The 14,993-nt window shown below is 41.5% G+C and carries 15 protein-coding genes; 14 read left to right on the top strand and 1 reads right to left on the bottom strand.

Features of this window, described 5'->3' with window-relative positions:
* Positions 1-3 precede the first annotated feature (3 nt).
* The 8 genes from ACTHQF_RS12985 to ACTHQF_RS12950 are packed head-to-tail and all read left to right on the top strand — an operon-like array spanning position 4 to position 7,476.
* The gene (locus tag ACTHQF_RS12985) at positions 4-1,176 is read left to right on the top strand and encodes a CDP-glycerol glycerophosphotransferase family protein (protein ID WP_440430654.1); all 1,173 of its coding nucleotides are present in this window, start codon (positions 4-6) and stop codon (positions 1,174-1,176) included.
* A gap of 17 nt (positions 1,177-1,193) precedes the next feature.
* Positions 1,194-1,913: a sugar phosphate nucleotidyltransferase gene (locus ACTHQF_RS12980; RefSeq protein ID WP_440430653.1), complete on the top strand. Its 720-nt coding sequence runs from the start codon at positions 1,194-1,196 to the stop codon at positions 1,911-1,913.
* Between the two features lie 14 nt (positions 1,914-1,927).
* Entirely contained in the window at positions 1,928-2,731 is an 804-nt protein-coding gene (locus tag ACTHQF_RS12975; protein WP_440430652.1) for an HAD-IIA family hydrolase, read from the top strand.
* A complete protein-coding gene (locus ACTHQF_RS12970; RefSeq protein WP_440430651.1) occupies positions 2,728-3,795 on the top strand; it encodes an iron-containing alcohol dehydrogenase in 1,068 nt (355 codons plus the stop codon). The genes ACTHQF_RS12975 and ACTHQF_RS12970 overlap by 4 nt, the downstream gene beginning before the upstream one ends.
* Positions 3,796-3,805: 10 nt before the next feature.
* Complete coding sequence (locus ACTHQF_RS12965; protein WP_440430650.1) at positions 3,806-4,597, top strand: LicD family protein; 792 nt, start codon at positions 3,806-3,808, stop codon at positions 4,595-4,597.
* Positions 4,598-4,612: 15 nt separating this feature from the next.
* The gene (locus tag ACTHQF_RS12960) at positions 4,613-5,659 is read left to right on the top strand and encodes an EpsG family protein (RefSeq protein WP_440430649.1); all 1,047 of its coding nucleotides are present in this window, start codon (positions 4,613-4,615) and stop codon (positions 5,657-5,659) included.
* A 1-nt stretch (position 5,660) separates the two neighbouring features.
* Positions 5,661-6,653, top strand: coding sequence for a glycosyltransferase family 2 protein (locus ACTHQF_RS12955; protein ID WP_440430648.1), 993 nt, complete (start codon positions 5,661-5,663; stop codon positions 6,651-6,653).
* Positions 6,640-7,476, top strand: a complete 837-nt coding sequence (locus ACTHQF_RS12950; protein WP_440430647.1) for a glycosyltransferase — start codon at positions 6,640-6,642, stop codon at positions 7,474-7,476. Before ACTHQF_RS12955 ends, ACTHQF_RS12950 begins: the two co-directional genes overlap by 14 nt.
* Before the next feature lie 36 nt (positions 7,477-7,512).
* Here the strand turns inward: ACTHQF_RS12950 and ACTHQF_RS12945 are convergent, their stop codons facing one another.
* A complete protein-coding gene (locus ACTHQF_RS12945) occupies positions 7,513-8,340 on the bottom strand; it encodes a glycoside hydrolase family 16 protein (protein WP_440430646.1) in 828 nt (275 codons plus the stop codon).
* A 169-nt stretch (positions 8,341-8,509) separates the two neighbouring features.
* On the opposite strand from ACTHQF_RS12945, the gene ACTHQF_RS12940 reads away from it, so the two are divergent.
* From ACTHQF_RS12940 to ACTHQF_RS12915, 6 genes are all read left to right on the top strand, one after another.
* A complete protein-coding gene (locus ACTHQF_RS12940; protein WP_440430645.1) occupies positions 8,510-9,514 on the top strand; it encodes an MraY family glycosyltransferase in 1,005 nt (334 codons plus the stop codon).
* Between the two features lie 99 nt (positions 9,515-9,613).
* On the top strand, positions 9,614-10,513 hold the full coding sequence (locus ACTHQF_RS12935) for an NAD-dependent epimerase/dehydratase family protein (RefSeq protein WP_440430644.1): 900 nt from the start codon (positions 9,614-9,616) through the stop codon (positions 10,511-10,513).
* A 2-nt stretch (positions 10,514-10,515) separates the two neighbouring features.
* On the top strand, positions 10,516-11,376 hold the full coding sequence (rfbD, locus tag ACTHQF_RS12930) for a dTDP-4-dehydrorhamnose reductase (RefSeq protein ID WP_440430643.1): 861 nt from the start codon (positions 10,516-10,518) through the stop codon (positions 11,374-11,376).
* 6 nt (positions 11,377-11,382) lie between these two features.
* Positions 11,383-12,243, top strand: a complete 861-nt coding sequence (rfbA, locus tag ACTHQF_RS12925; protein WP_440430642.1) for a glucose-1-phosphate thymidylyltransferase RfbA — start codon at positions 11,383-11,385, stop codon at positions 12,241-12,243.
* 16 nt (positions 12,244-12,259) lie between these two features.
* Positions 12,260-13,450, top strand: coding sequence for a glucuronyl esterase domain-containing protein (locus ACTHQF_RS12920; RefSeq protein WP_440430641.1), 1,191 nt, complete (start codon positions 12,260-12,262; stop codon positions 13,448-13,450).
* A gap of 86 nt (positions 13,451-13,536) precedes the next feature.
* Positions 13,537-14,937 (top strand): alpha-L-fucosidase, encoded by a 1,401-nt coding sequence (locus ACTHQF_RS12915; RefSeq protein ID WP_440430640.1) that lies wholly within the window; start codon positions 13,537-13,539, stop codon positions 14,935-14,937.
* Positions 14,938-14,993: the final 56 nt, after the last annotated feature.

Below are 14,993 nucleotides of genomic sequence, written 5' to 3'. Positions count from 1 at the left end.
CATATGTCGACATTGAAGAATAGAGCTTACCGTATGGCTAACATGGTTATGCCCAAGTTGAATATGGTTCTTGTTACCGGAAGCGATAAGGTAGAAAGCAATGCCATTGAAACAGCAAATTATATAGCTGCCCATTATAACATAACAGTTTACTTCGGCGTGTCATCGCGGTTCCATTCTTGTGTAAAACAGTTGCTTGACACTAAAATCAAGATCGTTGATATGTCGAGTATTCAATTTTTGATGTTGACTTTAACCTGCAAATACATTTTTAGTACGCATGGGAGTTCCTTGGCTGGATCAACAAGGCGACAAATTGAAGTCAATGTTTGGCACGGTGTGGGGCATAAAAAAATCAGGCTACTACGTGGTGAGTCGGGGATAACCGCGGATATAACTGTCGCAACATCAGCATTAACTGGAAAAATGTTCTCTGAGTGTTTTGGTGTACCAAGCGAGAGCATTGTGATCTCTGGATATCCTAGAAATGACCTGATGCTTCGAAGTAAGAACAAAATGGCAGAAATAAGAAAAAGGATAAAGCCTGATCTGAGCCAATACGGTAAAATACTATTCTGGATGCCTACATTCCGCAGGAAGTCTCCAACTGAAATGATGAATGTTAGAAGGGGATTAAAGTTGGATAATCCATTTGAGGTTGAAGGTTTCGATATTGAGCAGTTCAATGCGCTCTTAATAGAACAGAATACCATTTGCTTACTTAAGCCACATTATTTTTATTTAACGGCCGATCACGTTTTCGATTACAGTAATATACTGATGATTGACGATGAATGGGTGTGCGGCCAAGGTATCACATTATACGAACTAATTGCATGTACGGATGTGTTGGTGACGGACTTTTCTTCGGTAATGATCGATTATACATTGCTTGAGCAACCTATAGTTTGCTTCTGTACGGACCTAGAGGATTATAAAGCAACACAAGGATTGTATTTTGATGATATTGAGAACTGGGTTCCAAGTGAATTAATCCAAGACCAAGCGTTATTCTTTGATACACTAAGACAAATACTAGACTCGGGAATTGATCCGCATCAGGATAAACGTGTTGAGATCCGTGACCGCTTTTTTAGCCACCTTGATGCAAATAGTACGATGCGCCTAACGGAACATGTATTTGGTAGTAAGGTCGCAAAATACAAATCATCATAAAATCAGAACATAAACAGATGAAAAAAGACATTATAATTTTAGCAGCCGGCATTGGCTCGCGCCTGCGCCCCTTAACAGACGAGATACCAAAATGTATGGTAAAGGTTAACGGACGGCCTATTATTGAGCGGATATTAACACAGATCGCTGATTCATCCATTGAAAAAAATATTTTCGTGGTCACCGGGTATAAAGAAGATGTATTGAAAAGTTTTATTACAGCTCTCGGCATTCCAGTTACCTTTATAGAGAATACCGACTACAACAGTACGAATAATATGTTTTCACTAAACCTGGCTTTGAAAAAGACAGATCCTCAAGCGGGATTGGTAATCATTAATGCGGATTGTGTATATGAAGATGATATCGTAAGCAATATGCTTTTAACAGATGATAACTTCATTGCTGTCGATAAAAGTATTTTCAATGAAGAATCCATGAAGGTGTCGGTTGATAGTGATGGCTTTATAATGGCCATGTCGAAAGCAATTTCGGAAGCAGAAGGTAACTTTGTATCAATGGATATCTATTCTTTTGATCAGAATCTTAAAGAAAAGCTTCTGAATGTTACCACCAAGGTTATTTCCGACGGAGACCTTAACAGCTGGACAGAAGTGGCAATCGATATGTTGGCTAAAGCGCAACGGGTGCTACGACCTTTTGACTGCTCTACCCGTAAGTGGATGGAAATAGACGATCACGGCGATTTAAGCAAAGCGGAACAAATTTTCAAATAGTAAAAGTAGCCATAATGCATTATAAAGTACTGGTTTTAGATCTGGATGGTACCGTATACACCGATGGTAAGCCGATCAAAGATGTTATTACAAAGTTGAATGATTATAAGCGCAGAGGGAATGCTGTTTTCTATCTTTCAAACAATACAAGCGTTAGTGTTTCTCATTATCTAACCAAACTTGAGAAATTAGGACTCCAGGTCTCAATCAGTGAAATTGTTACGCCGACTATAATTGCAGCTGCTTATCTGAAAGAAAAGTATGAGCGCGGATACATGCTCGGAACCAAGAGTTTTATTGCTGAAATGGAAAGTGCTTATGGGTTGCAACAAGATGATGAATTACCTGAATTTGTGCTGGCTGCTTTTGACAGGGAACTAACCTATGATAAGCTCGAGACCGCTTGTAAATTCATCAACCAGAGGATTCCATACTACATCACACACATCGACTTAGCCTGCCCCTCGGAAAATGGACCTATCCCCGATTGTGGAGCGATTTCTATGCTGCTGGAAAGCGTTACCAAGACTAAACCTGAAGCAGATTTTGGTAAGCCATCTGACCGAATGAATGACTACATTTCCAAGCTAATTGTCAGCTTTAATAAGGACGAAGTTCTTATGGTGGGTGACAGACTATACACGGATATGGCACTTGGAAATAAGCTAGGGGTGAAGACCCTATTGGTATTGAGTGGAGAGAGCAAATACCAAGACGTAGAAAACAACACTTCTGTTCTTTTAAGCCATTGCTCCGAGACGCTGTCTGATTTTCTTGACGGAAGAGAATTACCGTTAATTCATCCTACACTAACATGATCTATAAACAGCTCGCCTATATACCAATTATTTTCCAGGTGGATGAGGCAATACTGCTTTCTGTACCCGAGCTTTTACAGCGGAATAATTTCTACTTCAATAAAGTTGTAGTAGTTTCGGGCAAGTCGTTTTCGAGTAATTATGCTGTTCAGCTATGTCAAAACAATAGTTGGACTCACTTTGTGCTTAAAGATAATACCTTTGCAGAAGTCGAACGACTGAAGCAGTTTAGTGAAACCTCAAATTGTGACTTGATCATTGCCATTGGTGGTGGGAAGGTCTTGGATGTTGTGAAAAGGGTAAGTTATCTGACAAATCTAAATCACCTGTCAGTGCCAACCATCATCTCCAACGATGGCCTGATCTCACCGATATCCGTGATAAAAAACCATCATGGAAAAACGGAAAGCATATCAGGCATGATGCCGATGGGTGTAATCATTGACCTCGATATCATCCAGAAATCGCCTGTTGACTATATCAGGGCTGCTGCCGGCGATATCTTGTCTAATATATCAGCCACTAACGATTGGATACTGGCCAATAAAGAAAAGGGTGAGAGTATTAACGATATTGGTTTTCATCTTTCCCGTAGTGCTGCGAATGCCTTGATCTATTTCAACCGGAAAGTTCTAAAGGATAAAGCATTTTTAAGAATGATTGTTCAGGGACAGATTAACTCGGGTATAGCCATGTCACTTGCGGGAAGCAGCAGACCTTGCAGTGGAAGTGAGCACCTGATCAGTCATGCTATTGATTTTCTTGATCTTTCGAAAACGAACGTGTTACATGGAAATCAGGTGGCTAGCATCAGTTTGTTTACCTTATTTTTGCAAGATAAACTTCTGAACGTTCATGTGGAATATGCTTTAGCGACAGGAATAATGTTAAATTTTACCAATCTGTTACATAGTACCGATAAGCTGACACTACAACTTCTCTACCAGAAGGCTAGAGAAATGCGACCGGGAAGGTTTACTATTCTGGATATGATAACAGAAGACCTTTTTGTTCAGCGCGTACAAGCATTTGGAGTTTATATGCAAGAAAAGGTGAAGCCATAAAACCCTTGATATGAAAGAAATATTTATTGATGAAATCCGAAATATTCAAAAGGTAATCTTAGATAGGGTTGTGGCTTATTGCGATAGAAACCACCTTACTTATTATCTTTGTGGAGGCACATTGTTGGGGGCGGTTCGGCACAAGGGGTACATACCCTGGGATGATGATATTGATTTGATGATGCCGCGGAGCCATTACATGAAGCTTATTGAGCACTTTAATGAAGAAGGACTTGAACTCTTTTCTTATACTTCGGTAAAAAATTATGTATTACCCTTTTCAAAAATAGCAGACACCAACACGGTTCTTCATGAAAACGGACTCAACGATTTGCCTATAGGCGTTAATATCGACATTTTCCCTCTTGACGGCTTTCCATCAGAAAAACAGCAAGCAGTGAAACACGCCAAGCATATCTTTTTCTATAGGGATCTGATTGCATTGAAAAGAATTGAACCTAGGCCTGGTCGAAAAGCTTATAAAGAGGTTTTGTCGAAAATCATACAACTTGCACTGCTTCCTATTCCAGCCAAATCTTTGACGCACAAGCTTACAAAACTCGCCATGAGTTTTCCTTTTGAGACTTCCAAATACGTCGGCAATGCAGTCTGGGGATATGCGGAAAAAGAGATATGTTCCATAGAAGCCTTCGAACACGACACCACGGTCACTTTTGAAAATAAGAGCTATCGAGCTCCTGGAAATTACTCGGAATACCTTTCCAATTTATTCGGGAACTACATGCAACTGCCACCAGAAAAGGACCGGTTAACACATAATATCAAGGTGTATCTTAAATAACAACGGGAAATCGCAATGGGCATTTATTTCATCTTATTAATAGCTGTTATTTTCTTTCTGGTACTTGGAAGGGTAAAGGGCTTCGAAGGTGCATATGCTTGCCTATTTTCAGTACTCGCGCTGTTTGCTGGCTTCCGCTACATGGTCGGAATCGATTATCCGCAGTATAGTAACCTGTTCGACTATGTCAAAAATGGCTCCTTATTCGTAACAAAAGAATTCGGGTTCGGTTTCTTCCTAAACCTGTTGGTTGTAATTGGCGGTACTGCACAGCTATTCTTTTTGATCTTTGCGGTTCTTACACAATATTATACCTATAAAGCCATCCAGAAAAACAGCGTAAATCAGGAAATGTCAATCCTGATCTACTTCTGTATTTTGTCTTTTTACCTGTTTTCATTCAATGGTGTCCGACAATCCCTAGCCGGGGCGGTATTTCTATATGCCATCTGGTTTATTCAAACTTCCGACCTAAAAAGGTATTCTATATACATTTTTGTCGCAGCGATTTTTGCGCATTTGTCTATCATTTTTTATTATCCCCTATACTGGCTAATTAAAAAACACTATTCTACGATATTCAAGATTTTACTTCTGGTGTTGGCTGTTGCCTTTGGATTCATGATTGACAAGCTGATTGCAATGACGCCGTATGCAGTATATGTTGGAGATGATAAATCCTTTGATGTCAGGATCGACGCAAAGATCTATGCTTTTCTTCTTTTGGGCATCTTTCTGGAACTGATCCGCCGCAGGTTTGATAAGACAGCGTTATCCAATATACTTTTCAACTTCAATTTTCTCAGTGTCTTCGTGTTGTTGATGCTGATATTCCAGAACAATTCAGCACTGATCCTTCTTTTAAAAAGATTGCATAACTACATTCTAGCCACTTATATTTTTCTGATCCCAATGATTCTAGAAACGCTAGAATATAAAAGTAAAAAAATTAGTTCCTACGCTTTTTACATGCTTTTCATCTTACTCTACATATTGACGATTGTGGCAATTGGTGTCAGAATCCAGATCATTCCTTACTCACTGAATTTTCAACTTTTTTAGTATGCCGCTATTTTCTATACTCATTCCATGTTATAACATTGAAAATGATTTGCCAAACGCAATCGAATCTGTTCTTGCACAAACCTGCAGCAATTATGAGATCATACTAGTGAATGACGGCTCCACGGATAATACGTTTCAGGTAATGAAGTCATATGAACATTATGAGCGGATAAAAGTTGTCGATAATTCGCCCAATAAAGGTTTGGCTGCTACAAGAAATGCCGGATTTAAATACCTCACTGGCGAGTACGTGCTTTTCCTCGATGGGGATGATACCTACTCACCGGATTTACTCTTGGACATTGAGCAGTTCTTGCAAAGGCACCCGAATTTGGATATCGTGTCTTTTGGTTCAGGTAGATTCTGCGACGGCAAACTCATTTCGGATTTCGTACATCCTGAGCATCATGAATGCGTTTTTAACGGACACGATTTTATGAAGTTACACCTAAAACGTAAGTTGAAGCAACATATATGTTCTTTCGCGATGAAATTATCATTGCTCAGAAAGCATGAATTGTGGTTCGATGAGGAAACACCCGTGGGGGAAGATCAGGAATTTCAAATTAAGGCTAACTTTCATTGCCGGGAGATCGGCTACCTTGGAAAGATGTATTTCAAATACAATGTTCGTGATACCTCCCTTATGGGCGAGCCGTTTAACAGAAAGCGCCTAACCACACTCAACGTTTTTGAACGAGTTTATAGCTATCTAAGGCAGCGTAAGGCTGACAAAGCTATTATCAAAAATTTGATCAACTATTCGAGCATTGAATACTTATCAGTATTAAACAAATGTATAAAGCAAGGCGCTTACGAGTTTATTGATGATATACGCAAAACAGACCGAGTAGTTCATTTAAATGGTGCATTAGGTTTTGACAAGTTCTCATTGATTTCACTTGTTTTAAAAACAGCTTATCGTATAAGCCCGAGCCTTTTCATTGCTATTCTGAAAACTAAAAATTTAAATAGGAATGCAAGCAGATAAACGTTTCTCGGTACTCCTGTCAGTATATCGTCAAGAAACTCCGGGCAATCTTAAGGAAGCGTTAAACTCCGTGATCAAGCAGACACTTCCACCTACAGAAATCGTCCTTGTAAAGGACGGGCCATTACCAGATGCACTTAACAGAATTATCATCAGCTATCAGCTTGAGTATGGGGATTTGTTTAAACTGGTAGATATTCCGGTGAATGCTGGATTGGGCAATGCACTTGCAGTGGGCTTAAGACATTGTACTTATGAACTGGTGGCTAGGATGGATACCGATGACATTGCAGTTCCTGAACGTTTTGAGAAACAAATTCAATTCTTAATTGAAAATCCGCATGTCGGGATAGTTGGTAGTAATATCGAAGAGTTCAATTCGATTCCCGGGGATCTAAAAAGGTTTAAGATTAACCCGGAGCATCATGAACAATTAACCCGACAGATTAAACTAAAAAGTCCGTTCAATCACCCGAGCATAATCTTCAGGAAACAGGAGGTACTTAACGCGGGGAACTATAATGGCGATCTGCCGCTCTTTGAAGATTATTCATTGTTTCTACGACTAATGGCAAATGGAACAAAATTCTATAACGTGCAGGAGTGCTTGCTTTATTTTCGAGTTAAAGACGGCCTAGAAACCATCAAACGACGGAGTGGATCTCATTATCTTAGAAAAGAATTTAAATTTGTTAATTACGCAGTGCGCTCAGGAATCTTTACAAGGCTTGATCAAGTTGTTTATGTATGTCTTAAATTCCCTGTACGTCTGATGCCGCCGAAAGTTGTATTGTGGATTTACAATACTTTTTTACGAAAGTAAATCGACAATACTGCTCATTTGGCCTAATTAAGGCCTTTATGTTCGTTTCTGGTACACACGGATGTAATCGAGGATAAATTTTGAGGGGAGACTCGAATCGGGAACTTTTTCCCACTTTTGGCCCATCGCCAAATTGACAAGCAGGTAAAACCTTTCATGGAAGGGATTCTCTTTGGTTTTATGATTTATGGTTTGTCTGAGGTCTATTGTACTTAAATTTTTATTGTCGACCGAAATAACAATTTTGCGCTCATCCCAAATCATCTCCCAAGTGTGGAATTCTTTAGCCCATGCTTCTCCTCCAAGAGAAGATGTAGGTACTTTCTTGATTGACCAAGCTTCACCATTTTTGCCAGCCCAAACAGCATTGGCATGCAAGTTTCCGCGAAAATATTCCATGATGTCGACTTCGCCATTCGCAGGCCAGGTAACCTGCTTGGTACCTAACATCCAGAAAGCTGGCCACATACCCTTAGCTATATCGATTTTAGCACGCATCTGAACTTTACCATACCTAAAATCAAACTTTCCCTTAGTAGTTAAGCTGGCAGAGGTGTACGGTGCAGAACTACGGTTGATCTTCCAGTTCTTACTCTGCCGATTGAAATTAGGATTTATCCTCTTTTCTTTTTTCGCCGTAATGGTCAAAAAACCGCCAGCCACCTGCGCATTTTCAGCCTGATACCACTGCGGTTCATAATTTCTTAAAAAGCCAGTTTGACAATTCCATTTTGATGGATCAGGTGCACCTGTATAATTGAATTCGTCTGCCCACACAAGCCTGTAACCCTTGCTTGATTGTGCAAAAGAAAAGCTAGTGCAGCAGAGCATCAGAAAAATGAAAGTAATTACGGTTCTTTTCATTTGAGTTGTATGCATCAGTTCGGAACAATTCCTTAACATTATTTTAATATCCAATTTGAAGTTATATTTTTGTTAACCACAGTGTTATTTAAACGTGAGAACAGTAATATTCAAAATTACGATCTTACCTTGAAGTGATTGGCATTGATGATTGGGCTTAATAGATACTATGGTTTATATAATTGTTACCGTTCTTTTGTTCACCGGAATGTGGGTGTACACAAAACTAGCTAATAAATATTTGATTTTTGATAAACCCAATGAGCGAAGTTCGCACACCGTTTCAACAATCAGGGGTGGAGGCATCGTATTTTTACTGTCCATTGCTTTCGCTATCATTGAATACCGGACAGCTTATTGGCTGCCGATTTCCGGCGCTGTAGCAATAGGTGTCATCAGTTTCCTGGATGATAATCTTAATGTTTCAAAAAGAATACGGCTGCTCGTCCACATGTTTTCTATCACGCTTTTATTTGCATTCCTCTCAATTTTTACCGATTTTCAAGTCTGGCAGATAGCCGCCTTTTATGTCCTTTTCGCCGGGATTATAAATGCTTATAATTTCATGGATGGAATTAACGGAATAACCGGATTATACAGTCTGATTTTGTTGGGAGGTGTTCAATATGTAAACCTGTACCAGTTCAAGTTTATTGAAGAAGATCTGATCTGGTTTCCAATGATAGCTTGCCTAGTGTTTCTGTATTACAATTTCAGACACAAGGCGAAGGTGTTTGCAGGGGATGTTGGCAGCATTACAATGGCTTTTTGGATTGTGTTTCTAATACTTGATCTGATGATAAAAAGCGAAAACCCGGTATACATCTTGTTTTTAACATTGTATGGGGTTGATACTATACTTACCATTATACACCGGATTATCTTGAAACAAAATATACTAGAACCCCACCGTCTGCATTTTTATCAGATTCTCGCGAATGATCAGAAGGTATCTCATCTTGTTGTCTCGTCCATATATGCAGTTCTTCAATTGTTAATTATTGTCTTTGCCGTAAGCACCCAGTGGAATTTTGCCTCGGTGGCATTAGTTTGTACCCTGCCTTTTGTTATCATCTACATAGTATTGAAACCTAAATTAATGATTAGTCCAGTCCCGGCTGTAGCCAGTTTCATTCAAAAGGCAGAGAAAGCCAAAGTTGTTGATGTAAACTAAAGCTCATTCTGAAATGAATTTCCTTTAAATTTGAGAAAGCAACCGTATTAATCTAATTTAGGCAACAAAGAAAGTAGGAATCCTAATAAGAAATTTTATATGCGCATCATTATGACGGGTTCAACCGGGTTTATCGGTCAGCACTTAATGGCTCACTTGGTTGACCGGAAAATAGGAACTGTAACAAGTTTAAATTTGCGTCTTGGGTTACCTGCAATGTTACCCGATTCTGATGCAGTAATACACTTGGCAGGCAAAGCACATGATCTAAAGCAGTCTATTGATGATGATGAGTACTTCCGCGTAAACTACGAAAAGACCAAACAACTGTTTGATCTTTTTTTAGGGTCACAATGCAGAATTTTTATTTTTTTTAGCAGTGTTAAGGCTGTTGCAGACACAGTTCAAGGCCGGTTACTGGAGGATGTAACTCCCAGTCCGAACACACCCTATGGCAGATCTAAGCTGCAGGCGGAAGAATATATAAGCAAACAATTATTACCTGAAGGAAAGTCTGTGTTCATTCTTAGACCCAGCATGGTTCACGGACCAGGCAATAAAGGCAATTTAAATTTGCTATATCAGGTGGTTAAAACAGGTCTCCCATATCCTTTGGCTGCATTTGAGAATGCCAGGTCATTCTTATCGATAGCAAATCTTCTGTATATCGTAGAAATGATTATGAAGGATCCTACCATTACTGGTGGAATATACAATATTGCTGATGATGATCCAATATCTACTAACGAGGTAATACGGATAATTGCCAATGCGAGTGGAATGAAGGCACGTCTTTGGCGTCTAAATAAGAATTTGATCCATCGGCTGGCCAATATTGGTGATAATTTACATTTGCCGCTGAATTCAGAACGCTTAAAAAAGCTTACGGAAAGTTATGTTGTATCCAATCAGAAAATCAAAAATGCACTCAATGTTAATCACCTTCCCGTTTCTTCCAGGGATGGTCTCATCACCACAATTCACAGTTTCAAACATTAAGAATGAATAAAATTATTGTTTTCGGCGGAGCTGGCCAGCTAGGTACTTGCTTAAAGACGTTGGCAGCGGAACAAGCCTTTGTCAATATTATATTCCCAGAAGAAGCAATGTCAGACATCCGGGAAATGGACTGTTTGAAGTTAGCTTTTGAAAAAATTCGACCGGCCTATGTGATCAACTGTGCAGCGTATACTGCGGTTGATAAAGCAGAGGATGAACTTGATCTTGTCCGAGAGGTAAACCGTGACGGTGCTGCAAACTTAGCCCGTATGTGTAAATCATATGGTGCCGTTCTGATTCACATTTCCACCGACTTCGTATTTGAAGGGAATATACCAAAATTGTTGTCAGAGACAGATCGTGCAAATCCACTCTCAGTATATGGTTTAACGAAGCTTGAAGGTGAGCAAGCCATTGCCGCACAAATGCAGGAGTTTTACATCTTACGTACGAGCTGGCTCTACTCCGAATATGGCAACAACTTCGCGAAGACCATGCTGAATCTGGGGCGTACGCGTGATGAACTTAGGGTGATCGCTGATCAGGTGGGTACACCAACCTATGCCATGGATCTTGCAAGCGCAATTTTTCACATCATTGCAAGTGAAAAGCAAGCCTATGGCATATATCACTTCAGCAACGAAGGGGTAACTTCCTGGTATGATTTTGCTAAAGCCATCTTCGACATCAGCGGAATGCGTACTAAAGTATTACCGATTCCAGGAACGGAATATCCGACCAAGGCCGCAAGACCTGCGTATTCAGTAATGGATAAGACAAAATTCAAAAATACCTTTAACTTAGAAGTTCCATACTGGCGTGATAGCCTAAAAATCTGTTTGGAGAAATTAGCTTCTAATTAGCACCTCATGAAAGGAATTATTTTAGCAGGTGGATCTGGCACCAGATTACACCCCCTCACACTTGCCTGCAGTAAGCAGATGATGCCGGTTTACGATAAACCAATGATCTATTACCCACTTTCGATCTTAATGCTTGCAGGTATTAACGAAATTTTGATCATTTCAACACCTCACGATCTTCCCCAATTTGAGAAGCTACTTGGGGATGGCTCTCGTATCGGCTGTAAATTTTCTTATGCCGTGCAAGCAGAACCTAACGGCTTAGCACAGGCCTTTGTGATCGGAGAGGAATTTATTGGCTCGGATAGCGTAGCGTTAATTCTTGGTGATAATATCTTTTATGGTGATGGACTTTCCCGCTTATTACAGGATCTAAAAGAACCTAAAGGTGGCGTTGTATTTGCTTATCAGGTGGCCGACCCGGAGCGTTATGGTGTTGTGGAATTTGATGAAAACAAAAATGCAGTATCTATTGAAGAAAAGCCTGAACAACCAAAATCTAACTTTGCTGTACCTGGCTTGTATTTCTATGACAACTCCGTTGTTGCAATTGCAAAACACATCCCAATGTCTCCCCGTGGTGAATACGAGATTACCGACGTGAACAGGGCTTACCTGGAGCAAGGCAGATTGAAGGTTGGCGTATTAAGTCGTGGCACTGCCTGGCTGGATACTGGAACCTTTAAGTCGCTCATGCAGGCTGGGGAGTTCGTCCAGGTGATTGAAGAGCGTCAGGGGCTCAAGATCGGGTGCATTGAAGAGGTTGCTTTTCGTATGGGATACATTGACGAAGCACAACTTGAAGAAATTGCCGCACCACTGGTAAAAAGTGGATACGGGCAATATTTGATGCGACTGACCAAATAAGTTTTAAACAGAGATCATGAAAAGATTTGTACTTTTTACTGCAATGATTCTTTTCATGATCGCTGTACGTGCACAGCGGCCGGCAGATGCTAATTTTGTTGAGGCTAATGTAAAACCTTATTTATTGCCTGATGTGCTCCGGACATCCAAGCATGCCAAAATTCGCAACAAGGCAGATTGGGAGAACAACCGGGAACAGCTGCTTGATCTTTTCGAAGAGAATATCTATGGGCAAATGCCTAAACACTTCGTGGATATAAAATTTTCGCTGGTCGAGAAGGATGAATTGGCCATGCAGGGCAAAGCAACCATGAAGAAAGTCTCTGTGGAGGTGTTCAATCGTGGACAATCGGTTAAGATTAACCTGATTTTGTTTGTGCCGAATCACCTCAGGAAAGCGGCTCCTGCTTTTCTATTGATCAACAATCGCGGGCAGGAAAATACCGATCCGACAAGGCGGGTAAAAAGTGGCTTCTGGCCCGCTGAACTTGCCATCGACAGTGGTTATGCGATTGCAGCCTTCCATGTGTCTGATGCCGCTCCAGACGATAAGGAAAGCTTCATGAACGGCGTACTGCGGTTGTACCCGGAACAACTGGCGGCTGCAAATGGCATGCGTGCGATCGGGGCCTGGGCTTGGGCAGCTAGCAGAATAATGGATTATTTTGAGCAAGATCCCGATGTCAATGCTGATCAGGTGATACTTGTTGGACATTCCCGTGGAGGTAAAGCGGCCCTTTGGGCAGCCGCGCAGGATCAGCGTTTTGCCAGTTGTATTTCCAATTGCTCGGGCAACACCGGGGCGGCACTTTCGCGCCGGAACTTCGGTGAAAGCGTTAAAGTAATCAACACCAACTTCCCGCATTGGTTCACCCCAAACTATAAGCAGTTTAATGATCGGGAGGCGGAGCTCCCGGTTGATCAGCACATGCTGCTGGCTTTAATTGCACCCAGACCACTTTACGTGACCAATGCCTCAGAAGATCTTTGGGCAGATCCTACAGGGACTTATCTAGCCCTTAAACATGCGGAATCCGCCTATGCCCTTTATGGCCTGTCTTCCCGCTTACCGGAACAAGCACCAGCGATCAATCAGCCGATCCTGAACACGCATCTGGCTTATCATAACCGGGCAGGGATCCATGATCTTACGATCTACGAATGGCGCAACTTTATCCGGTTTGCAAACTTTCATTTCAAGAACTAGGTACTGCTAAAGCCTCTTTTTAAGGTGGCGGATAAAAAAGGAATTCTGTAGATTTATTAAAATCAATCTACTCCATTGAGCTGTTTATGAAAACTAGACAAAAGAACGGATTGGCTGTGATAGCAGCTTTGATATTCATGAACTGCCCGAGCAGCAGTTTTGCCCAATACCAGCCCAACTGGGATTCGTTAGATAAGCGGGAAACCCCGCAGTGGTGGAAAGATGCCAAATTCGGAATCTTCATCCATTGGGGGGTATATAGTGTGCCGGCCTATGCGCCGGTACATGAAGTGGAAGGCGTGTACGAGAAATATGCGGAGCATTATGCCAACCGGCTGCTGAGCAAGAACAAACTTTTTATGGCCCATCATGAAAAGTACTACGGGCCCGATTTTAAGTATGAAGACTTTGTACCCATGTTCAAGGCGGAGTACTTCAATCCGGATCAATGGACCGATCTGTTTGAACGTGCCGGTGCCAAGTATGTGGTGCTGACCTCCAAACATCATGATGGCTTCGCTTTATGGCCAAGCAAGGAGAGCAATGGCTACAACAGTGCTGCGCTTGGACCTAAGCGCGACCTGGCTGGCGAACTTACCGCAGCTGTACGGAAAAAAGGGCTGCACATGGGCTTCTATTATTCCCTATTGGAATGGGACCGGCCGCTGTATAGCGCCGCTACGCTCGAACAATGGGTGGATACGCACATGATCCCCCAGATGAAAGATCTGGTGAACCGCTATAAGCCGGAGATTATCTTCTCTGATGGGGAATGGGATTACCCCAGTAAGGACCTCAAATCAGAAAGTTTCCTGGCCTGGTTGTACAATGAATCTCCAGTGAAAGAGACTGTGGTGGTCAACGACCGTTGGGGTAAGGAAACGCGCAGCAAACATGGGGACTATTATACCACGGAATACGACTTGGTGCATGATGAAAAAGGCATAGGGGATAAAAGGTCCCATCCTTGGGAGGAAAGCCGGGGCATTGGTACTTCATACGGGTATAATCAATTCGAAACTGCGGAAGATTATTTCAGCTCCAAACAGCTTATCGATCTGCTGATTGATAAGGTAAGCAATGGGGGCAACCTGCTGCTGAACGTTGGTCCGCAGGCCAATGGCTTAATCCCAGTGGTGATGCAAGAACGCCTATTGGACATGGGTAAATGGTTGAAGGTAAATGGAGAAGCAATCTATGGGACACAGGCATGGGCAGGTGCTAGTGCTGCTGCCGGCAATGAAATCGCATTTACGCAGAAAGGGGATACGCTTTTCGCGCTCCTGAAAAAGTGGCCTGCCAATGGTTTTTACATTGATGGTTTAAAAAAGGTTGGTAGGGTAAGCTTGTTGGGCAGTAAGGTTAAGGTCAAGCAGAATCTCAAGGGAACTAGGCTTCATGTTGAACTTGCAGCTGCTGATTTTGCCAGACTTCCGTCGCAGGAAGCCTGGGTATTCCAGATCGAAGCATTCCAAGACGCTAAATAGTTCATTATCCAAAAAACAAAGATGCCGGCTGATTCAGCCGGCATCTTTGAATATTG

The organism is Pedobacter sp. SAFR-022 (genome assembly GCF_051965375.1).
Taxonomy (GTDB): Bacteria; Bacteroidota; Bacteroidia; order Sphingobacteriales; family Sphingobacteriaceae; genus Pedobacter.
Note: the sequence above shows the minus strand (reverse complement) of the source record. Positions and strands in the feature narration are given on the sequence as shown.

What these genes read in the sequence shown, in the direction of transcription:
- ACTHQF_RS12950 (WP_440430647.1), top strand. Translation starts at nt 6,640, where the DNA reads ATGCAAGCAGATAAACGTTTCTCGGTACTCCTGTCAGTATATCGTCAA.
- ACTHQF_RS12940 (WP_440430645.1), top strand. Translation starts at nt 8,510, where the DNA reads ATGGTTTATATAATTGTTACCGTTCTTTTGTTCACCGGAATGTGGGTG.
- ACTHQF_RS12935 (WP_440430644.1), top strand. Translation starts at nt 9,614, where the DNA reads ATGCGCATCATTATGACGGGTTCAACCGGGTTTATCGGTCAGCACTTA.
- ACTHQF_RS12915 (WP_440430640.1), top strand. Translation starts at nt 13,537, where the DNA reads ATGAAAACTAGACAAAAGAACGGATTGGCTGTGATAGCAGCTTTGATA.
- ACTHQF_RS12980 (WP_440430653.1), top strand. Translation starts at nt 1,194, where the DNA reads ATGAAAAAAGACATTATAATTTTAGCAGCCGGCATTGGCTCGCGCCTG.
- ACTHQF_RS12965 (WP_440430650.1), top strand. Translation starts at nt 3,806, where the DNA reads ATGAAAGAAATATTTATTGATGAAATCCGAAATATTCAAAAGGTAATC.
- ACTHQF_RS12970 (WP_440430651.1), top strand. Translation starts at nt 2,728, where the DNA reads ATGATCTATAAACAGCTCGCCTATATACCAATTATTTTCCAGGTGGAT.
- rfbA (WP_440430642.1), top strand. Translation starts at nt 11,383, where the DNA reads ATGAAAGGAATTATTTTAGCAGGTGGATCTGGCACCAGATTACACCCC.
- ACTHQF_RS12955 (WP_440430648.1), top strand. Translation starts at nt 5,661, where the DNA reads ATGCCGCTATTTTCTATACTCATTCCATGTTATAACATTGAAAATGAT.
- ACTHQF_RS12945 (WP_440430646.1), bottom strand. Translation starts at nt 8,340, where the DNA reads ATGAAAAGAACCGTAATTACTTTCATTTTTCTGATGCTCTGCTGCACT.
- ACTHQF_RS12920 (WP_440430641.1), top strand. Translation starts at nt 12,260, where the DNA reads ATGAAAAGATTTGTACTTTTTACTGCAATGATTCTTTTCATGATCGCT.
- ACTHQF_RS12985 (WP_440430654.1), top strand. Translation starts at nt 4, where the DNA reads ATGTCGACATTGAAGAATAGAGCTTACCGTATGGCTAACATGGTTATG.
- rfbD (WP_440430643.1), top strand. Translation starts at nt 10,516, where the DNA reads ATGAATAAAATTATTGTTTTCGGCGGAGCTGGCCAGCTAGGTACTTGC.
- ACTHQF_RS12975 (WP_440430652.1), top strand. Translation starts at nt 1,928, where the DNA reads ATGCATTATAAAGTACTGGTTTTAGATCTGGATGGTACCGTATACACC.
- ACTHQF_RS12960 (WP_440430649.1), top strand. Translation starts at nt 4,613, where the DNA reads ATGGGCATTTATTTCATCTTATTAATAGCTGTTATTTTCTTTCTGGTA.